The following is a 20,496-nucleotide window of genomic DNA, read 5'->3' as shown; positions in this document are numbered from 1 at the left end:
ATGAAGTAGGAAGAAGTTGAATTATATTAACAAAAATCTACTTATACATTAGGTTGGAAGTTAATGTTAACGACAGAAGATATTCGATTTCTTGTGGTAGTTTCTAACCATAGAACATTGGCAGATGCGGCTCGTGCGCTCAATATAACGCCTCCATCAGTCACTCAGCGTATTCAACATATCGAAAAGAAGCTATCGCTTAAGTTACTTCAACGGCCTTCGCGCATAGTTAGCTTAACAGAAGAAGGGCGCGTTTTAGTCGATACAGGTAGTTCTATCCTTGAGGATTTGGATGAACTCACCGATAAACTCAATGAAAGCAGAGGGGATGTCAGTGGTCGTCTAAGAGTATTGGCGCCCCTTGGCTTTGGCAACGATGTGATAGCCCCTTTATTAGGTGAGTATAAAAAAGCTCATCCGCGCCTAGAAGTGGAGCTAGAGTTATCAGATAAGCCAAACTGGGCCAACCATCATAAATGGGACATTATCATCTACATTGGTCACCTGGCGGATTCCAGCCTTAAGATGGTGAGTTTAGCCCCAAACAAGCGCTTTGTTTGCGCTTCGCCGGAGTATTTATCACGTTATGGACAGCCTGAAACTCCGCAAGATCTTAAGAATCATCAATGTATTGCGTTGAGAGAAAATAATGAAGATGTCACGTTGTGGAGCTTTACTCATACAGTCTCAGGAGCCATAGAAAATGTTCGAATTCGTCCTTCACTTGCAAGTAATGAGGGCAGAGTGATTAAAGACTGGGCCTTAAGAGACTTAGGGATCATCATGCGATCTGAATGGGATATTCAGTCACAGGTTGATAGTGGTAAATTAGTGCGATTATTACCAGATTACGAGCTTCCAAATGCCGATATTGTTGCCCTCGTGAGTTCTGCTGCGCATGAGAGGTCAGCGCGAGTCACTGGCTTTTTATCTCTACTAAAAGAGCAATGCCAAAAAGCACCGTGGTTAAGTTGAGACTAAGTTGTTATGGTTAGTTTATAAGGCTCGGTTAAGCTCACAATCGAAGAATGTGAGCTTAAGTAATTATCTAGCTGAGGACGGTTAAATAGCGCGTACCGCGGCGGCTGCGATGATGCCAGCTGCAATTGCGGGCAGAGGCTTTTTCACGATGAACATGACGACAGCAGTAGAAAAAAGTGCTGCTCTAGCACCGTAATCACCTTCAACCGCTAGTGGGGCTAAAAGGGCAACTAATACGGAACCTGACATCGCAGTGATGAAACGTTGAACCCGTTCGCTAATTGGAATAAATGACATAACATACACTCCGCCCCAGCGGGTTATGAGCGTGACTAACGCCATAGCGATGATGATAAGCAGTGTGCCACCTACGCTCGTTTCGATGTTCATGCTTTTTTCTCCTTCCAACAAGCACCTAAGACTCCACCAGTAATGGCGCCAACCACTACGTGGCTATTCTCTGGTAAATACCAATACGCCAACATAGAAGAGGCTGCTGCTGTGGCCCAAATCGCAAAGATCCTTAAGTCTTTCGGCCCTGCCACCACCATAGACAGCAGGAAGCACCCCATAACCATATCGAGTCCGAGGCTCACCGGATCTTTGATTGCGTTACCAAAATAAATGCCGATCCAGGTGCCAACAATCCAAAACGACCACATCGCTAAGCCGCCACCAACAAGCAAACCAAAACCTGGTTCTTTTCTACCAAATGCATTGAGTGCCATTGCCCAGTTTGCGTCTGATGCTACCAGCATTACGCCGTAACGTTTTGTCGGTGGGAGTTGTCGTAACCATGGATAAAGCGTAGCGCCCATCAAGAGGTGACGAGCATTAATAGCAAATACAGTAATAAGCACTGGAATCAGAGGTACTTCTGCTCCCCACATTTCTAGCGTGGCAAATTGTGAAGCACCGGCGAAGACCAGTGTGCTCATCAACATAGTGGGAAATACATCTAGTCCAGTTTGTACGGCGGCAACACCGAATGCGAGGCCAAATATGACCACAAACATGGACAGAGGTAAAAGTTGGGTGAAACCGTTCCACACGTCGATCCGAGTAAATTCGTGCAACTCAGATGAGGAACGCTGAAGATGTTGAGTATTTTCTGTCATAGAGATACCTAGCCAGCAGGCAAAAAGGGCAGTGCCATATGAATGCGTTTGTTATTCTTTTGTAAACTTCATGTTTAACATCAATTGAAAGGGCTTTCAAACACTAAGTGCTATATAAAAAACAAGTATACCTGAACGATTTTAAGATGAAGGGTTTAGAGGGTTTGTCATTTGCTAGGGCTCAAGGAAAGTAACGCAACGCAAATAGCAAGCTCTGTTCAATTGAGAAGAGCACGGATTGTTACAGATTAGTATATGAGTAGGAAAGCGAGCACGAGGCTCGCTTTTTCGTTCTGTTACGAACAACTGAAAGGGTTTATTTTACGTAGACACGAGGGTTCGCAGCACCCCAAACCGTGTATAGTTCTGGGAAGATGACCTCTGCATGTTTTTCCATTTCTGCTGCCGAAATCGTTTTGCCTTGCTGAGAGCCAAACAGTACAACTTCAGAACCAGGCTCAACATCTTTGATACCTGTAATATCAACCATAGTGGTGTTCATTGAAGCAACACCTGCCACTTTTGCTCGTTGGCCATTGATCAGTACTTCTGCCGTATTGCCCATTTTTCGTGGGTAGCCATCAGAGTAACCAACAGGAATGTTCGCCATTAGGCTTTCTTTGCTCGTTTTGTAGCTGCTGTCGTAACCGACAGTGCTATTTTTTGGCAGATGGTGAACGGATGCCACGCGTGTTTTGAAAGACACGATAGAAGGGTACTCAGGGTTGGTTGGCAGATCACCGTATAAAACGCCACCAGGACGAACCATATCAAGCTGTGCTTCAGGGACATTAAGTGCAGTGTAAGAGTTGGCCACGTGCAGCAAAATATCTTCGCGTTTTAGGCCCGCTTCTTTAATCAGCCATGCAGAGCTGTCTTTGAACGAAGATAACTTTTGACGAACTTCGTCTGCATTGTAGTTAGGGAAATGAGTCATGATGCCAACAATATTAACGCCAGCTTGTTGAGCGATTTCTAGCGCTTCTTGCTTGCCCGCTTTTGTTGTCATATCAACGCCATTACGTCCCATACCACCGTCGTTAAGAGCAAGGTGAACTTTGATTTCTTTATCCGCTTTCTCTGCTAGCTTAGACAGTGCTTTGGCTTGCTCTGCAGTGCCAATCAGCTCTTCAATATTTAAGTCGATTGCGGCTTCGATCTCGCCAATATCCGCCGAGCGTACACGCATAAGTTGACCTTTAAAGCCACTGTCGCGAACGGTCTGTGCTTCGGCGTTACTTGCAACGGCAACGCAAGGGATTTGTTGTTCGATAATAGTTGGCATCAGGCCCGCGATGCCATTACCGTATGCGTCGGCTTTCATCACGGCGCAGATTTTCGTTTTGCCATCCATGTGCGACTTGAACTGCTCAATATTATCGCGGAATTGACCTAAGTTTATTTCCAGCCAAGCGTTAGCGCCTTGAACTTGCTCTGCTTTTACTACAGTGTTGCTAATTTGAAGGGGGGCAGCAGTAGCTTGCATCGCAGGAGCAACGGTTGCAGCAGCGATAGTCAGTGATAGTAAGGTTTTATTTAAGCGCATAAAGTCTCCGTACGCGTTTTTTGTATTGGTTATGTTATTGAGTACTTGGGGAAAGTACCTGACGAAGTAAAACGCTCCAAGTAGTGCTTTGGAGCGTTTTTGAAGATCATGATTCAATATACCTAAATATATCTCAGTGATTGCACTCAATTTGCGCAAATCGAGGTTGATTCAATATCAACTAAGGTATCCACTGAGTTTAACTCAGTTTAAAGCGGCTCATTACATCTTTAAGAGAAATTGACAGCTGGCTTAGCTCACGACAAGCCTGTGCGGTTTGCTCTGAGCCCTGTGATACTTCTTGAGATGCCAAGTGTATGTTTTCAATGCTGCGGTTAAGCTCTTCTGCAACAGAGTCTTGCTGGTTACAAGCCGTGGCGATTTGGGTGCCCATGTCTGAGATATCAGAAATCGAGTGTTCTATGTCGCTCATCAGCTGTTTTGATTGAATGCCTTGCTCTGCACATTCTGAGATACTGGTTCTAGAAAGTTCTGTTGCAGATTTCGCGTCTTTTGCAAGCGATTGTAGCTGCTCAATGATCGACGTAATTTCGCTGGTTGAATCTTGCGTACGGCCTGCAAGCGTTCGAACCTCGTCCGCAACCACGGCAAAACCGCGACCAGACTCACCAGCACGCGCAGCTTCAATGGCTGCATTAAGAGCAAGTAGGTTGGTTTGATCGGCAATGTCACGGATAACATCAACAATAACGTTAATTTTATTCGATTGCTGTTCAAGCTCTGCCACAGTATCGCCCGCAGCACCAATTACGTTTGAAACTTCATGAATCGCGTCAACCATGCCTTGCGTTTCACGAACACCGTGTTGTGTACGACGGTTTGCTTCGTTAGCTTGGTTCGCTGAATCTTCAGTATTACGTGCAACATCGGCTACTGCTGCTTTCATTTCTGTCATTGCCGTAGCAATGTGTGTAATTTGCAGTTGTTGATCTTTCATACCAGATGCAGAAATATCGGAGATTTGATTCATCTCTTCTACTGCACTGCTTAACTGTGTGACCGCAGCAATCACGTTGTCGATAACTTGGCGCAAGTCATCTTGCATCTTAGTGGTCGCATCTGCCAGCTCACCTAGCTCGTCATTGCCGATGGCTTTACGATCGATGTCGTTTGATAGGTCACCTGTTGCGATGGCATTTGCTTGCTCGACAACAAGTTTTAGTGGGCCACAAATAAGGCGTGTCAGCACGTACGTCATGCCTACCATGATAAGCAGAATAATCACGTTGCTTGCAATTGACGAGTTACTCAATCCATTTACAGAAGAAAGAATATGAGTTTTGTTACTGTCCATAGCATTTTTAAGTAGACGGATCAGTTCACCGAGCTCAGAGTCAACCGCTTCGAAAGCAGGTAAAGAGTTCGCCAAAATAGGGTGGGCTTTGCTTTTGTCGTTGGCTCGCATCGCTTCGTTGTACTGATCCATAGTAACCAAGTACTTTTTCCACTGACGCATAAGGCGCTGGTAAGTTTGTTGCTCTTCACCTGGCCAAATCGTTTCACCGTAAGAATCGAGCTCTTTGCTGATCTTTTCACGTTCGCGAATGTTGCTGGCAATTTTGTTTCTGATTTGGTCTGCGTCTTCATAAGTGTATGTCGCAAACTGAGCACGGCGCCAGCGAGACAAGTGATCTCGGATCGAATCTACTCTTTCCATAGCAGGAAGCGTATCATCGGTATAGTTTAAAAGCTCAGATTTAATGCTTTTGAGCTCTGTAGATAAAAACACGCCAAACGCAATGTTGACGATGGCAATGAGTAAAAACGATAGCGATATCTTTTTCGCTATAGAAAGATTCTTGATAGACATTAGTGATATACCTTGTTTTTCTTATGGTGTGTCGCCAAAGTAAACCACGTCCTTATATGTGATATATGTCCATTAAATTACTGCAACGAGTGTAAGCTATCATTATTTATTGATATTTTCGATAATGAATTGAGCTTTTTTTGAAAATAAAAAATGTCAATGATTTTATAAAGGTACGACCACATTCGATGAAAAGTTATCGGTAACAAAATATGATATTTCGTGTGAAACAGTGCCAAGAGTAGGGGCTCCAATTGTTACAGATGTTACAGAGCTGAAGAGAGTGGTGACTACGATCCGCGTTAGTCAGGCGTTTACAAGCTAAGCAGTTACGGGCATCAACATGTGTGTGACTTAGAGTTGATGAAAGCTAACGAGTGTTTCTTGGCCTAATTGAATGCCAATTGTACCGTCTGGATCGCTTTTTAAGCACTTAAATCAAAAAGATAAAATTTATTGTTGACCAGATAAATTAATCCGTTAAAGTACGCCTCGTTCTCACGGCAAAGGTCGCTGAGACAGATGGTGTCTAACCCATCGCATGATTGCGTTGCCCTGGTGGTGGAATTGGTAGACACAAGGGATTTAAAATCCCTCGGCGTTCGCGCTGTGCCGGTTCAAGTCCGGCCCGGGGCACCATCAAAATCTTTGGTAACAGAGATACAAAATCAGAAAGGCGCCTTGGCAGAGTGGCTATGCAGCGGATTGCAAATCCGTGGACCTCGGTTCGACTCCGGGAGGCGCCTCCACTATTTCGAAAGCCAGTCTTAAATGACTGGCTTTCTTCGTTTTAAATCCATCAATCTATACTCGTTCACGCTTCTCTAAATTCCTCCCATGTTTTGATCACCATTCAATATTTTCAATGCACTAGCCATTGATTTTATAAATGTTAAATAACTCAATAATTGTATAGGGTGATTGGTGCTAATTTCTCTTCGATTGTAATCCGAACTTTTTGTATCACAGGCAGCAACTTGGCTAGCGTGACCGTTGGCAATGCTTGGTGTGTATGAGCAGAAAGGAGGATTTTAGTCCTTAACGTGAGAGAAAAATAATGAAAACATTTAAATTAAAACGCACTATTTTACCTTTAACCTTGTTGCTAAGTTCATCTGCATTGGCTGCTGAGAATGGCACAATGATGCAGTATTTCCATTGGTATGTGCCTAACGATGGCACACTGTGGACTCAAGTGGAAAATAACGCTCCAACGCTAGCAGAAAACGGATTCACAGCGCTCTGGCTACCACCTGCATACAAAGGAGCGGGTGGCAGTAATGATGTCGGCTACGGCGTTTATGACATGTACGACTTGGGGGAGTTTGATCAAAAAGGATCAGTGCGCACCAAATACGGCACGAAAGATCAGTACCTTAGTGCTATCAATGCCGCTCACAATAACAATATCCAGGTTTATGGTGACGTGGTGTTTAACCACCGTGGTGGTGCGGATGGGAAATCTTGGGTTGATACTAAGCGGGTAGATTGGAACAACCGCAACATTGAACTTGGCGATAAATGGATTGAAGCGTGGGTGGAGTTTGATTTCCCTGGACGCAACGACAAGTACTCTAACTTCCATTGGACTTGGTACCATTTTGATGGCGTGGACTGGGACGATGCAGGTAAAGAAAAAGCCATTTTTAAATTCAAAGGTGAAGGTAAGGCATGGGATTGGGAAGTCAGTTCTGAAAAGGGGAATTACGACTACCTTATGTATGCTGACTTAGACATGGATCATCCTGAAGTTAAACAAGAACTGAAAGATTGGGGTGAGTGGTACATCAACATGACTGGTGTTGATGGCTTTAGAATGGATGCGGTGAAGCACATCAAATACCAATATCTTCAAGAATGGATTGATCACCTACGTTGGAAAACAGGGAAAGAGCTATTCACGGTCGGAGAGTACTGGAACTACGATGTGAATCAGCTGCATAACTTTATCACCAAAACTTCTGGCAGCATGTCTCTATTCGACGCACCGTTACATATGAACTTCTACAATGCGTCTAAATCGGGTGGTAGCTACGATATGCGTCAAATCATGGATGGTACGCTGATGAAGGACAATCCAGTCAAAGCGGTAACCTTAGTAGAAAACCATGATACTCAACCTTTGCAGGCGTTGGAGTCGACGGTTGATTGGTGGTTTAAGCCGCTCGCTTACGCGTTTATCTTATTGCGTGAAGAAGGTTATCCATCTGTGTTTTATGCAGATTACTACGGCGCGCAGTACAGTGATAAAGGGCATGACATCAATATGGTCAAAGTGCCTTACATCGAAGAGCTCGTAACACTGCGTAAAGACTATGCGTATGGTAAACAACATTCTTATCTCGACCATTGGGATGTAATTGGCTGGACTCGCGAGGGCGATGCAGAACATCCACATTCAATGGCAGTGATCATGAGCGATGGACCAGGTGGCTCGAAGTGGATGTATACGGGCAAGCCAAGTACACGCTATGTCGACAAGTTGGGCATCCGAACTGAAGACATTTGGACAGATGCGAACGGGTGGGCTGAGTTCCCTGTAAATGGTGGATCTGTCTCGGTTTGGGTTAGCGTTGAGTAAGTCATTCTTGTGATTTTGATACAGAACAGGCAAATTTTGATGAAACTTTGCAGTGAATCAATACGTTATTTGATATTCATATAACAAATGAGTAACTTATATTTGAGCATTATCTAGAGGAAGATGAAGAATGGAATCTATTGCTGATGTATTGGTTGTGGCTATTGTGTTCGGTGCCATATTTGGGGGCGGGATAATTAAGTTAATCTTGAATCATCGTAAAGAAGTAAGAGCTTTGGAGATATCTGAACGTAATACGATGAGCCAAGAAGAACAAGCTAACCTTAACAAGCAAATTGGTGATTTGAAGCGACGCGTTGAAGTGTTAGAGCGCATAGTCACAGATAGCAAATATCAACTTGAAAAAGAAATTGCCTCTCTGTAATTCACCACAAAAACGTAAAGCCGGCTGAGTCCGGCTTTTTAGTGCCTGTACATCATAGTTTTAGGGTACTTAGCTCAGCGTTCGTCAAAGAAGTCTTTATCGCGGATGTACTTACTCATAAAGTGATAAGAGAATGGTCGCATCAACCAACTAAATAGAGAACGTCCAAGTCGAATGAACGTTGGCGTATTCTCGTATATTTTCCCATTATACAACCATAGCATTTTGCCTACATGCCAATAGAGAAAAGGCACTGGCGGCATGAATGTCACGATGTCGATATCGCAACAAATCCGGTAAGTTTTGTGCCCCAAACGATAGCGTTTTTTGAAGGTCCAATCTCCAACTGCGGGCTGACCGAAAGTCACAACGCGTTTAATGCTCTTTGGGTATTTTTTCTCTATATAATCGGCAAAAACACTGCCAATCGCGCCACCTGAAGAGTGACCAGTAATGGTGATTCTTTTTCCCTTAAGAATGAGCGGTACAACGATACCTTCGAGGCGCTCGATCACGGTCAACCCCAACCGATCTTCATTTCGGCTCGGTAAACTTTCTTGAAACAGAAGATGATAGAAACCCGCGTGAATGCGGTAATTCAGTCCCAACCTTCGACAGCTTCTCGTCCACATCGCGAAGTTTAACAACCAATCACTGATACTGTGTGAGCCTTTAATCACTACGACCACTTCACTCTGTTTTTTACTCCAGAGCACACGAATCATAATCTTACCGTGTTCATTTCTAATGACTCGTTGCCCATTAGGATCGAATCCGTATTGAGTTTGTCTGAAGACGCGAGGATAGGCGAGATTACAGAGTACGGCATAGCGCTCATATTGGTATCGTTTTAATGGTTTCACGTTATCTTTCTTTATGGAGCCTAACGACTGACTGTAATTAATGAATATTAAAAATACGTGAACCTAGGTTAGTGCTGGTAGAGACTTTGTGTGTTGGTATCGTGGATGAAAGCCTCAAATTGGTCTAAGTGCGTTAAGATGGTCTGGCGCGAAGTATCGTGATGTTCATTAAGCACGTTAAGCAGCTTTTTCAGGGTCTTACGATCTTGTTTATTGAGGTTTACTGCCTCTTTGATCTGTGTGAAAAATTCAATTTGACTTGAAGTGTCGTTAAAATCACCGAGCTTGTCTTGCAATAATTTTAATTGTTTCACGTTGTTTTTGTGCTGTGGGGAAGGGTAGAGTGCGGAAAACCCTTCTAGCAAATAACGCAGCGCTTTGCACTTTATCCTCATCGAGTGAATCACGCTGTCACGACTTTTGTCCGAGATCTTGCGCCGTGCTTTGTCGACCTTTTTAAATTGTTCGGAGACTTTTTGGCTTGCGAAGAGTAACGCAGGTACGTTGTTATCCACTCGTGCGTGCTTTGTACTTCGCAGCAGACTATTCCTGACCAAAGTGCAGTGCATAGTGTATTCTTGTGTCGCTAGCCAACGCGCAACTTTTGCCTGTTCGTAAGCACGTTCGGATTCTATAAAGCCAAAAAGCTGCTCAAGAGAGGGTTTGTGGTTTGGGAGCATTTCAATGTATTGGCTTTTGTCCAAGATAAATACGTCCAAATCACGCAGCTTATTTGTTTTCTTCATCATTATTTTTAAATGAGGTTTCAAAATACGCTGTTCAAAAGGAGGTATCAGTTCGCGAAGTAGCACGCATAGTGAGCGTATGCGCCTCAGTGTGACGCGATACTGGTGTGTATATTCAGGGTCCAAGTCATGGACGATCCCCTGTTCCAGAGAGCGTGCATAATCAAATTCAGTAAGTAAGAAGTAGGGCACTACGAAGTCGAGTTCGGAATCAGTATGTAGCGGTAATTGAAATGATGACTTTCGAAACATGATGAGCACTTATTTGTCCCCTGCAGTACGAATTAAGTTTATACCCATACTGTCAATTTGTGCGACTTGTCGATTCCTCGTTGACATTAAGTGATGAAGCAAAGTAAACGAGAGCAAAACAAGCTGATGTTCTTGTGAGCAAAATGATCGCCCTTTGTTCGTTTGAGTTGGCTTTTTAACCATTTGAATAAAAAAGACTAATTTTTTGTTGACCAGATAAATTAATCCGTTAAAGTACGCCTCGTTCTCACGGCAAAGGCCGCTGAGACAGATGGTGTCTAACCCATCGCATGATTGCGTTGCCCTGGTGGTGGAATTGGTAGACACAAGGGATTTAAAATCCCTCGGCGTTCGCGCTGTGCCGGTTCAAGTCCGGCCCGGGGCACCATCAAAATCTTTGGTGACAGAGATACAAAATCAGAAAGGCGCCTTGGCAGAGTGGCTATGCAGCGGATTGCAAATCCGTGGACCTCGGTTCGACTCCGGGAGGCGCCTCCACTATTTCTAAAAACCGGCCTAGTGTCGGTTTTTTAGTATCTGGTATTGTCAAACTATTCTAATACACACTTTTTAATTGAATAATTAATTTTTGTACAAATACCAACCTCAATTATCAGTTAATCATTCTTTAACTAGTTTTCCCGAATTGCTATCTATAGCGTCATATTGTCACGTGATTTTAGTTCAATACTGAAAATAAAGTTGCACATATATCCTGCTTGTTTCTCTATATGTCTCTAGTTGATATTGCACTGTATCGCTCAGTCTGTCTTTTAATCGAGTATAAAACTAGGTGAGCAAAAAACTTTTCACTACTTTAATTTAACGTAAATTTAACAATTAAAGATGGATAATATTACTCAAGAGTTGTTGAGGTATATTATTCGAATGACTCGTTATTAAGTTAATGAATTTAAAGGTTATAATTTCATGCGATGAAATTGAGGTTGTTTTAGTTCAATTTCTACTTGTTTGATTTTTAATGATTTAAATTGGCTGTAGTGCAAGTGATTTATTAAAGTCATTGTTGAATACAAAGTTTGTTCATATAAAACAATCATAAGGTTATTTTAAGTAACTGACAAAAATGGACAAATTTATTATTACACAAACTTAACCTAAATTACTTATCGCTCTGGTTGAATTTTGACCGGTTGCTTTGCTATGATTCCGGCTCTTATATTTTTGGTGGTTATCCTTTTATAACCATGTTGATGTATATAGGAACATATTTGGCTTTATAGGCTAGGGCATTTTATTGCCTAAAATTTATATTATTTTACCCTACCATTTCTGCTTATATTGGCGGGAAGGTGAACTAGTTATTAATTTAAAATTAGGTGAAGCAGTGATAAAAAATATTAAAATAAATAGAACAATCCTAAATAAAGGGTTGTCATTTTTATTAGTAATATTCGCTTGTTTACAGAGCATCCATTACGCCAGTGCAGCAGGAAGTACGACGGGACAGCAAAATACATTGGTTATCCTGCTGAACTTCAAAGAAAACCCAAATGAGCAGCCATTAACTTTGTCAGAGGCAAATAATCTAATCTTTGGCACAGTAAATGACTTCTACCGTGAAAGCTCTTTTGAGCAAATGTGGCTATCTGGGAAAGTCGTGGGTTGGTTTAATTTGCCGTTGTCTAATCAGGTTTGTGATTTTACCGCTGTTCAAGATGCAGCGGATCAAGAAGCCATCGCAGCGGGAGTGAAGCTTGAAGAGTACGATCGTATTGTTTACTTGATGACAAAAACGGCATGTGGTGTCGCTGGATCGGCAACTATTGATGGCATGCCTTCACGCGCGCACATCAATGGTGATTTTTCTCCGATGAACATCGCTCATGAGCTTGGACATAACTTTGGTTTGCATCACTCTCGTGCTCTTGATTGTGGCGAGCATACGCTTTCAGACAACTGTACGTTGCGTGAGTACGGTGATACCTATGATGTAATGGGTGGTCCAGACATCGGCTATTTGAATACTTTCCAGCGCGAGCGACTAGGATGGCTAGAGGGAGAGCACGCTTCAAAGACACTGGAAGTTACTCAAAATGGTACTTACTCCATCGCGAATTACGAGACGACTAGTGATCAGCCAGTTACGATAAAAGTACCTCGTGGTACTGATCCTTCTACAGGTGCAAAAAAATGGTTTTACATTGAATACCGCCAGTCTATTGGGTTTGACGACTTTTTAGATGCTCGTTCTTACTCGTTCTATCGTGGGGACGTTACGGATGGCATCATCATTCGAAGCGCTGTAGAAGGCGATGGGCGCAGCAGTAATCTGCTTCACTTTAAAACTGATTCTGAATATCGTGCGGTTTTTGGCCGAAATGACTGGTTTGACCCATCTATGCCGGTCGGTGGTAGCTATACTGACCCAGACTCAGGTGTAACATTGAGTTTGGTGAGTGCAGCGAACGGCATCGCCGAAGTAAGCGTTGTCTTTGACGGCTCTGACAACGGTAATATCGGGACTTGTACTGTTAATGCTCCATCAGTAACTGCGAAAGCTGCAACAAACAACTCGGTTGCAGCCGGCGATGAGGTTCAATATCAGGTCACTATTACTAACAAAGATAGTGCAGATTGTTCTGCGAGCAGTTTTTCTGTAAACGCGTCAGTGCCAACTGGTTGGAAAGCAAGCAGCAATGCAATCACGCTAGCAGCAGGTGAAACCGGACAAGTAATGATATCAGTCGTATCTTCGGTGGACGCTAGTGATAAAGACTATGCTTTGAATATGATCGTGACGCACGGCGAGGACTCAAGTCTGCAAACCGCAGCATCCGTAAATTACTCTGTAACCACTGAAATCTCGCCATCACCAGAGCTCGTTGCTGTTGATGATCAGGTGACTATGTCTTCGAAACAGTCGGTGATTATCGATGTGATGGCAAACGATGTTGTTGGAGAGCAAAACTCTGCAAGCGTGGTTTCTTTTACTAGACCAAGTAAGGGGCGACTAGAGCTGTTATCAGATGGCACCCTGCGTTACACACCTGAGAAGAAATTCAAAAATAACGACAGCTTTACCTATACCATAGGTGATGGTCAAAGCAGCTCGACCGCTCAGGTCTCAGTGAAGTTAGAGTCCTCATCTGGTGGCGATTCTGGCAACTCTGGTAACAATGGGAAAGGTAAGAATAAATAGAACGATATAGTTCGAAAGAAAACGCCTGACGAGTTAACGTCAGGCGTTGTTTTATTAAGTTGTAAGTAGACCTTATTCAGGGCAGTTAACAGGCTCTGGACAAGTTGGACATAGCGTACATTCTGCAGACGCTGTTATCGCTTCTACGACAACATTACCGAAGATAGTTTCACCACTCGCATCCACAGTATCTGTAAACGCTCTGACTTCTTCACCCGGTAATGGAAGGCCTTCACCATCTCCTGGGATTGGCTCGTAGTTACCAGTAAAGTCGTAACACTCAGCAGGCGCAAGCATACCAACCTGGATTGGATTCGAGTCTTTGTTGTCGATTACGACAATGCCGTCAATGGTGACATTGGAGGTATTACATACACTACCACTGTAATTGACTTGAAGACCGTATTCATTAATACCAGTATCTTCAAATCGATTCACGACGACGACACTACAGTCTTTCTCTAGAGACAATGAACCAGGGATGTTTTGGCTTGGGCATTCCCAATCTGCGTTGTCAGAAACCGCAACACCACCACCAGTTTCAAGTGCTGCGCTTACTTCTGCGTAGTTAGTGATACCGTTTTGGTCAATAATAAACGAACCATTAAACTCTTGCGTTTGTCCAACGGCGAGCATCGCTAAATTGAACACATGGTCACCAGCAGCCATATCGTTGTCAACGGCTGTAGTGTCTGTTGCCACAACATCATACAATGCAAAGTCACCGGTGTTTTCTACAGTGAGTTTATAGTTGTATTTCAAAGTGTTACCATTGACAACATCACCAAATGTACAAGTTTTAGTGATTTTAATGTCTGGTACGCCTGGTGTGTAACAGAATGAAATATGACTTAAGCCATAGTATCTACCATTGTTACCCACAGGTGCATGTAGTAAGGCATCATCTTGATACAATAATCCATCTGTAAAGTAGTTATATAGGTTTCCGTCAGGACCACCTTTTACGAAGATAGCTTGCATAATCACAGGGCTATCACCTTGATCCCAACTGAAGGTTTTTGCCCCAGGTTGTTGATCAATAACCACTTCAAGCATGCCATCACCGAAAGTGCCGTCTGTAACTGGCTCAAGCTTGTATTCTATCAAACCATCGATCCCTGGAAGTAATTGTTGACAGGTGTTATTCCCTTCAACAAATATTGGTTGCACGCCTCGGCTTGAAGGGTCGCCAGCGGATGCGTAAACAATTTGAGAGCTCAGCACTAAGCTAACCGCTATGACCCAAGTAAACAGCTTAAACATGCTGCTGATATTGATCGCTGTAAGTATATTCTGGCTACATAAAGTGGAACAACGGTAACTCTTATTGCCCCACCAAGAGTTAAATATGGTTTTCATAAAACCTCCTTGTGTAAGTGGGCTCGCTACGTCCTTGAGCCCACATACGTGATAGTTTTCTCACAGAGTTAAACTGCGCCAGTTGACTAGCATAGAGTGTTCCATATTTAACCTTTTGTATTTGTTGATTATTTTTTATTTTTGTACAGAGGGGTGAACAGTTTGTTTATATTTTCATAAATGGTTGAGCTAAAACTTATTCGCTAAACGACTGAATATGTTTTAGTTAAATGAGTATTCAATTAGATGTGTAAAGGATGTAACACTATGCAAACAGGTGTTACACATCACCTTCACATTATTGGGAGTAGGTGAGTAAGCGTCTATTTCATATTCATAGTGGACAGTTTCAATACCGTCGCTTTTGCGCATCTGTCACAGGTGTAAACAATAAAGTGTCAATCTGTAACATTATCCTAGAACACGTATATATCTTTGTTATCGTAGGTTTTTTTGTCTCTTTTGTTTTCTTTCTCTTTCTTTAAAATTGAACACTCTGTTCATTCTCTTCGCTGTTGAAAATATTTAGTTTAATAAAATCATAACCTTAAGTAGTGGCATGCTCTATGCGTTATACGAGCTCGAAACGAAAGTTGTATCTCGCTTTCACTCTTTCTTAAAAGGCAATTAATGACATAGGGACCTTCGTCTAGCTTTAGAAGCGTTCTAAGGAGTAGGTTATGAATTCTTGTAAGTCAGGTATCTGGCATACGATGAAGAGCTTTCTTTATGCAATATTTACAAGTTTGCTAATAGGTAGCTCTGCATTTGCAACACCAACAGATGGCGTATTTGAGTTAGAAGCAAATGCTAATGCGATAGATGACTCTGGAGTAGGTGCTCCAGATGACTGGTCAACGCCGCCAAACAGTGGTGGAGCATTAGTATTTAGCTTTGAGAATGACACGGCAACACCGGATACAATATTTACTGGTGGTAATAAAGACATCAAAGACATACCGGAACTTGGTTGGAAGACTGGTACGGTACTTGATAAAGGGGACATTCTTCATGCGTATGCAGCGGCATACAACATTAATAATGACCTTGTACTCACCTTTGGTGCAGACCGTTTTGGTAACAGCGGTGATGCCTTCTTAGGTTTTTGGTTTTATCAAGACTCGGTCAGTACAAACCCAGACGGTACATTCACTGGTCAACATATTGCTGGCGACCTTTTGATTCAGGTGAATTATTTGCAAGGGGCAAATGAGGGGCCAGAAATTTTGGTTCTTGAATGGGACACAACTTGTGCGAAAGCTGATAACAATAATCCACAAGATGGTCAGTGTGCTGCGACAAACTTACGTTTGAAAGTTAAGACAAATGCACTGTGTTCACCAGGCGCGCAAGATGTGTGTGCTTCAACCAATACAACTGACTCACCTGCACCATGGGCGTATACGCCAAAAAGTGGTGTCGAAAATGTCTTCCCTCCAGAAACCTTCTTTGAAGGTGGTGTAAACCTTACTGAACTTCTACAAACAGACACCTGTTTTAGCTCATTTGCAGCCGAAACAAGAGCATCAAGCAGTATTACCGCTCAGTTGAAAGACTTCGTGGTTGGTGACTTTGAGTTGTGTAGTGTTGATATCACCAAAACATGTAATCAAGCGGTCGTGAATGATACAGAAGATGGTTACGTTTACTCATACAGCGGCGACGTGATTAATGATGGTGTTGGTACGCTATACGATGTTGTTGTAGAGGATTTAGAAGCAGGTACTACACATAGCTTAGGTGCCATTGCTTCAGGTGATAGTGCTTCATACAGCGGCAGTTTTGAAAGTACAAGCAATGGTCTAACTAATACGGTGAAAGTCACAGCAGCTGCGACTCCGGGTGGCCAAGCGACCATTACTGATACCGCAAGTGATCCATGTGAGTCATTGAGCTTGTCTCCAATGATTAGTGTAACGAAGTCATGTGAAAGCGGCTTCAAGCTTACTGAAAATGGTATCATTGCTGAAGTGAGCTTCTCGGGAATGGTATGTAACACAACGCCTGGACTTACTTTAGTGAATGTTTCTGTTGTGGATGACTCAGGTACGCCTGAGGATGCTTCTGATGACGTGACAGTAGTGGATAATATCGAACTCGCTTCGGATCAATGTCAGTCTTATACTGGTAGTTATATCCCAACGGCATTTAGCAATGCAGAAACACAATCTTTCCGTGATACTGTGACGGCGGTTGGTTTCTTGAAAATCGATAATACTCAAGCGACGAATACAGCTTCTGCAGACTGTGATATTTGTCCTGCACCAAGCAACTAATTGACGTCTTGTGAATAAAAAGCCTGGAGTATTCTCCAGGCTTTTTCATATTGAATTGCTTGATTTAGTTCGGTTTCCCTTTACCGTTTCCACCACCATTCCCACCAGAAGTCGATTGTAAGGTGATACTAATCGTCGCGGTTGAAGAAGATTGACCGTCACTGATCGTATAAGTAAATGAATCATTATTCTTAAACTTCTTCGAAGGTGTGTATTCAATGGAGCCATCACTCAGTACACGGGCGCTGCCTTTGTTTGGCTTAGCGACCGTAATCGCAAGAGAGGTCGATTGTTCAAACGAGTCATTATTTAACTGCTCGATGCGAACGACGGATTTATCACTGATCGTTACGCTATCATTCACCGCCTCAAGTGGTGACGTCGACTCAGACAACACTGTGTAAGATAGCTCGGTTTCGGCTGATTGTTCATTTTCAGCATCTATAACGTCAACGGTTATGCTGTAAGAGTTCGGCTGAGCATCGCTGTTTGACGTAACCATGACCGTCGTTTCTGCACTCATGCCGGAAGGAACCGTCAAGGCGCTTGCGTCATAATTCCATCCGTCAGGAACGCTTAAAGCCGTTGTATAGGTCGCGTCTGCACATTCTGTATTATTCTGGTTCGTCACTTTAAGATTATACGCTAACGTTTCTCCAGCATTTGCATCAGAACCTGATAGTGGGGTTAGAGAGAGTAGAGGCGATGTCGCAACGCATTGCCCGGATTCACCACCAAATATGACACTGACCTGTGCGTTTTGACCATTAGCACTTTCCAAAGTAATCGACACGCCTGTTTTTGGATCGGTGAACGTTCCACCAATTGGAAGAGCAGGGTCTTCCCAGTCATTACTCCCAAATAATTGTTTGAAAGTGGAGTCAGGCTTCATGTGTAGCAAGCGGCTACTTTTAAGATCACCGTCTGTCGCTAGGCGCACAACCACACCTTCTGTCACATCTTGGCGGTATACGATGTACGAACGGTCACGTAAAAAGCTGTCGTAGCCAAGAGCTTGTCGATATTCAACGTAAAACCATTGGCGCTGACCTGTAATTGGATCGGTACCTCTTGGGATTTTTAAAACTTTTGATGAAGTACTTTCAAAGTCTTCATAGGCATCAATAGAGTAAACACCATCACTAGAAATGATTTGAGCAGGGGAGGTCTGCCACCCTAAGTTTTCCAATTGGAAGGCGCTAAAGTAACCCATGTCGTAGTTACCCATTGTATCGTAGCTATCACCGTACTCTATGACACGGCAATCACCAGCTAACGTACCGTCTTTACAGTCGAGTGCGGAAGCGTGATGCAATCCAAAATTATGTCCTAATTCATGGGCGATAACTCGAGGCTCGAAAACCGCATTTATTGACGCTCTAGAGGGAGTTACTCCTTGGCTACCAGAGCCTTCTGATGCACATCCAGTTTTGGTTGTTAAGTAGATAAAACGGTCATAGTTTGATAGTTGATATCCCGCAGTTTCAGCCATTTTGTTGGCTTCCGCTGCTACAGCATCATCATCGCAAATTTGGTTTGATATCGGTAAGGTGAATGTTCCAGCAACATCACCAGATAGCCAAAGTTGCCCCTGGGACATTTGCGAATAGAAGTCGCTAACGGTATTAAAAACAACATGATGGGCGTCTTCTTTAGAGATCGGGATCTCTTGAGGGTTTTCTTGGAAATTGACGAGTACAACTAATGTTTTTTGTTCACCACTAGCCACTTGCTCAGCATAAGCCTCTGATGAAAAAGAATATGCTGACACGAGGGTTACAAAGCCAAGAGCTAGCAAGCGTAAATTTGACGCAACAAAGCCCAATTGAGGGAGGATGACCTTCTTCAATTTATATACCTACTTAATATTTTGATATTAAATGAAATTACAAATTCATAATGTTTTAAATAAAATAAATACCGAGCTCTACCCAAATAGAACCAGTAATTATCAAGTGTGCATTATGTTTTATAAAGTTTGTTTTATATTTGTGTGTGTTTATTACTTTTAAACACGAGGCGAGATATTAGCAGAAGGGGTGGTTAAAATTCAACCATGTATTTCGGTTTTTATAAGTTCATGAATTATAATGTTTAACTACTTTTTACTGGTGGTTTTTATAAAAATAATAAGAAATAATATTGTATGCAACAAAAGTAGTTACAAAGACAGTAGTAATATTACACCGTGTAGTATGCAACACTCTTAATTGTTTGTTATTTCTTTTGTTTCCTATATAAATTACTTATTAAAAATAAGACGCTATCAATCCCATGGAGAAAATTGTCAAATTAAAGAAATATTAATTTCAAAAAACAAGAGACTTATTATATCTGGATATAGGCAACGCCATTTTTGCCATTTTTCTTTATCTCATACATTGCATGATCGGCTTTTTGATAAACTTCATTAAACTGTTGTTTTCCTTTATCAAATAGACAAACACCGATGCTCATTCCAATCGTTACTTTATTTAAGTCCTGATTTATCGCAGGAATGATGGAACTTAAGAGTCGATCACAAAGTTGAGATATTTCTTCTTGATTTGAATAAGAGCTTAAAACGACAAACTCATCTCCTCCTATGCGTCCGACTTGAGACTTGCTTGGCGCAAGCTCTGTTAAGCTATTGGCGATATTAATGAGGAGAGTATCACCAGTATGATGGCCTAGCTGGTCGTTAACTGCTTTAAAATTATCTATATCAACAAACACTAAGGCAGACTGCTGAGACGGCTTGGTTTGAGGTTGATGATTAAAGTTTTCCTCAATTGCTTTTCTATTTAACAGTCCGGTCAATGGATCACTCGAAGCTAACTTAGCCAGTTGCTGCTCATATCGCTTTTCTTTTGTAATATCGATATGAGTGCCCATCATGCGTAGTGGTTCGCCATCAGAACCATACTCGACGATGCGCCCTCGATCGTAGACCCAACTATCACTGCCGTCTTTATGAATCATGCGATGAACTACCTCATAAAGGTCGGTTTTGCCAGCTAGGTGATCTTCAAATGCACCCACCGCAAGATCATAATCTTCAGGGTGGAGATTGTTTTTCCACGTTTCAACCGTCGCGGTTAACTCATGGGGCTGATAACCTAGCATTTTGCCCCACTGCATATTGAATATCGTCAAAGTACCTGAAGGAATATGCTGCTCCCACAAACACAGTCCATTACTGTCGAGTGCAGCATTCAACTTTTCTTGTAGTCGCGCATTCTTCCGCTTCAGCTCTTCATTTTCTTTTTCTAAGCAGGCAATTCGAGTTAGATATTCTTCCATTTTGCGCATAATTTACGTCGTTTTCGGAGCGACAATATACGAAAAATACTTTGCAATTTCTATGATTGAGCTTGGAGATATAAGTATTGAATATGCGGTAAATAATAAAGAAT

14 protein-coding genes and 4 tRNA genes are annotated in these 20,496 nt (G+C 42.5%); 9 read left to right on the top strand and 9 right to left on the bottom strand.

Annotated elements, in window-relative coordinates; genetic code table 11:
* The first annotated feature begins 63 nt into the window (after positions 1–63).
* On the top strand, positions 64–975 hold the full coding sequence (locus ACWPOD_RS03935) for a LysR family transcriptional regulator (protein ID WP_167427543.1): 912 nt from the start codon (positions 64–66) through the stop codon (positions 973–975).
* 87 nt (positions 976–1,062) lie between these two features.
* On the opposite strand, the gene ACWPOD_RS03930 is transcribed toward ACWPOD_RS03935, so the two are convergent.
* The 4 genes from ACWPOD_RS03930 to ACWPOD_RS03915 all read right to left on the bottom strand — a co-directional run bounded on the left by ACWPOD_RS03930 (position 1,063) and on the right by ACWPOD_RS03915 (position 5,476).
* Positions 1,063–1,371 carry an AzlD family protein gene (locus tag ACWPOD_RS03930; protein ID WP_005396412.1) on the bottom strand — a complete coding sequence of 103 codons (309 nt, stop codon included), beginning with the start codon at positions 1,369–1,371 and terminating at the stop codon, positions 1,063–1,065.
* Entirely contained in the window at positions 1,368–2,099 is a 732-nt protein-coding gene (locus ACWPOD_RS03925; RefSeq protein WP_167427542.1) for an AzlC family ABC transporter permease, read from the bottom strand. The genes ACWPOD_RS03930 and ACWPOD_RS03925 overlap by 4 nt, the downstream gene beginning before the upstream one ends.
* Positions 2,100–2,415: 316 nt before the next feature.
* Positions 2,416–3,645: an alanine racemase gene (gene alr, locus ACWPOD_RS03920; protein WP_167427541.1), complete on the bottom strand. Its 1,230-nt coding sequence runs from the start codon at positions 3,643–3,645 to the stop codon at positions 2,416–2,418.
* A 199-nt stretch (positions 3,646–3,844) separates the two neighbouring features.
* Positions 3,845–5,476 carry a methyl-accepting chemotaxis protein gene (locus ACWPOD_RS03915; RefSeq protein WP_395207917.1) on the bottom strand — a complete coding sequence of 544 codons (1,632 nt, stop codon included), beginning with the start codon at positions 5,474–5,476 and terminating at the stop codon, positions 3,845–3,847.
* 552 nt (positions 5,477–6,028) lie between these two features.
* On the opposite strand from ACWPOD_RS03915, the gene ACWPOD_RS03910 reads away from it, so the two are divergent.
* From ACWPOD_RS03910 to ACWPOD_RS03895, 4 genes are all read left to right on the top strand, one after another.
* Positions 6,029–6,115: transfer RNA gene (locus ACWPOD_RS03910), tRNA-Leu, on the top strand.
* Between the two features lie 36 nt (positions 6,116–6,151).
* Positions 6,152–6,225: transfer RNA gene (locus ACWPOD_RS03905), tRNA-Cys, on the top strand.
* A gap of 308 nt (positions 6,226–6,533) precedes the next feature.
* Complete coding sequence (amyS, locus tag ACWPOD_RS03900) at positions 6,534–8,057, top strand: alpha-amylase (protein ID WP_053808368.1); 1,524 nt, start codon at positions 6,534–6,536, stop codon at positions 8,055–8,057.
* A gap of 130 nt (positions 8,058–8,187) precedes the next feature.
* On the top strand, positions 8,188–8,442 hold the full coding sequence (locus ACWPOD_RS03895; RefSeq protein ID WP_456231576.1) for a nitrite reductase: 255 nt from the start codon (positions 8,188–8,190) through the stop codon (positions 8,440–8,442).
* Between the two features lie 74 nt (positions 8,443–8,516).
* Here the strand turns inward: ACWPOD_RS03895 and ACWPOD_RS03890 are convergent, their stop codons facing one another.
* Positions 8,517–9,305: a lipase family protein gene (locus ACWPOD_RS03890; protein ID WP_134645705.1), complete on the bottom strand. Its 789-nt coding sequence runs from the start codon at positions 9,303–9,305 to the stop codon at positions 8,517–8,519.
* 68 nt (positions 9,306–9,373) lie between these two features.
* Positions 9,374–10,303, bottom strand: coding sequence for a CHAD domain-containing protein (locus ACWPOD_RS03885; protein WP_167427539.1), 930 nt, complete (start codon positions 10,301–10,303; stop codon positions 9,374–9,376).
* A gap of 301 nt (positions 10,304–10,604) precedes the next feature.
* On the opposite strand from ACWPOD_RS03885, the gene ACWPOD_RS03880 reads away from it, so the two are divergent.
* The 3 genes from ACWPOD_RS03880 to ACWPOD_RS03870 all read left to right on the top strand — a co-directional run bounded on the left by ACWPOD_RS03880 (position 10,605) and on the right by ACWPOD_RS03870 (position 13,466).
* Positions 10,605–10,691: transfer RNA gene (locus ACWPOD_RS03880), tRNA-Leu, on the top strand.
* A 36-nt stretch (positions 10,692–10,727) separates the two neighbouring features.
* Positions 10,728–10,801: transfer RNA gene (locus ACWPOD_RS03875), tRNA-Cys, on the top strand.
* 982 nt (positions 10,802–11,783) lie between these two features.
* The gene (locus ACWPOD_RS03870; RefSeq protein WP_167427868.1) at positions 11,784–13,466 is read left to right on the top strand and encodes an Ig-like domain-containing protein; all 1,683 of its coding nucleotides are present in this window, start codon (positions 11,784–11,786) and stop codon (positions 13,464–13,466) included.
* A gap of 72 nt (positions 13,467–13,538) precedes the next feature.
* On the opposite strand, the gene ACWPOD_RS03865 is transcribed toward ACWPOD_RS03870, so the two are convergent.
* Positions 13,539–14,825, bottom strand: a complete 1,287-nt coding sequence (locus tag ACWPOD_RS03865) for a DUF11 domain-containing protein (protein ID WP_225461124.1) — start codon at positions 14,823–14,825, stop codon at positions 13,539–13,541.
* A gap of 680 nt (positions 14,826–15,505) precedes the next feature.
* Between ACWPOD_RS03865 and ACWPOD_RS03860 the strand changes: the two genes are divergently transcribed.
* Positions 15,506–17,101 carry a DUF11 domain-containing protein gene (locus ACWPOD_RS03860; protein WP_167427538.1) on the top strand — a complete coding sequence of 532 codons (1,596 nt, stop codon included), beginning with the start codon at positions 15,506–15,508 and terminating at the stop codon, positions 17,099–17,101.
* Positions 17,102–17,165: 64 nt separating this feature from the next.
* On the opposite strand, the gene ACWPOD_RS03855 is transcribed toward ACWPOD_RS03860, so the two are convergent.
* Together ACWPOD_RS03855 and ACWPOD_RS03850 are read right to left on the bottom strand one after the other, a co-directional pair.
* Entirely contained in the window at positions 17,166–18,950 is a 1,785-nt protein-coding gene (locus tag ACWPOD_RS03855) for an Ig-like domain-containing protein (protein WP_167427537.1), read from the bottom strand.
* 479 nt (positions 18,951–19,429) lie between these two features.
* The gene (locus ACWPOD_RS03850; protein ID WP_046875474.1) at positions 19,430–20,383 is read right to left on the bottom strand and encodes a GGDEF domain-containing protein; all 954 of its coding nucleotides are present in this window, start codon (positions 20,381–20,383) and stop codon (positions 19,430–19,432) included.
* Between the last annotated feature and the right edge of the window lie 113 nt (positions 20,384–20,496).

It is taken from the genome of Vibrio sp. JZG120 (genome assembly GCF_053890955.1).
This window is presented reverse-complemented; position numbering and strand designations above follow the sequence as displayed.

Bases quoted from the DNA above. Each gene is read 5' to 3' on its own strand.
- alr (WP_167427541.1), bottom strand. From the start codon at position 3,645: ATGCGCTTAAATAAAACCTTACTATCACTGACTATCGCTGCTGCAACC.
- ACWPOD_RS03935 (WP_167427543.1), top strand. From the start codon at position 64: ATGTTAACGACAGAAGATATTCGATTTCTTGTGGTAGTTTCTAACCAT.
- ACWPOD_RS03895 (WP_456231576.1), top strand. From the start codon at position 8,188: ATGGAATCTATTGCTGATGTATTGGTTGTGGCTATTGTGTTCGGTGCC.
- ACWPOD_RS03850 (WP_046875474.1), bottom strand. From the start codon at position 20,383: ATGGAAGAATATCTAACTCGAATTGCCTGCTTAGAAAAAGAAAATGAA.
- amyS (WP_053808368.1), top strand. From the start codon at position 6,534: ATGAAAACATTTAAATTAAAACGCACTATTTTACCTTTAACCTTGTTG.
- ACWPOD_RS03885 (WP_167427539.1), bottom strand. From the start codon at position 10,303: ATGTTTCGAAAGTCATCATTTCAATTACCGCTACATACTGATTCCGAA.
- ACWPOD_RS03915 (WP_395207917.1), bottom strand. From the start codon at position 5,476: ATGTCTATCAAGAATCTTTCTATAGCGAAAAAGATATCGCTATCGTTT.
- ACWPOD_RS03930 (WP_005396412.1), bottom strand. From the start codon at position 1,371: ATGAACATCGAAACGAGCGTAGGTGGCACACTGCTTATCATCATCGCT.
- ACWPOD_RS03865 (WP_225461124.1), bottom strand. From the start codon at position 14,825: ATGAAAACCATATTTAACTCTTGGTGGGGCAATAAGAGTTACCGTTGT.
- ACWPOD_RS03925 (WP_167427542.1), bottom strand. From the start codon at position 2,099: ATGACAGAAAATACTCAACATCTTCAGCGTTCCTCATCTGAGTTGCAC.
- ACWPOD_RS03860 (WP_167427538.1), top strand. From the start codon at position 15,506: ATGAATTCTTGTAAGTCAGGTATCTGGCATACGATGAAGAGCTTTCTT.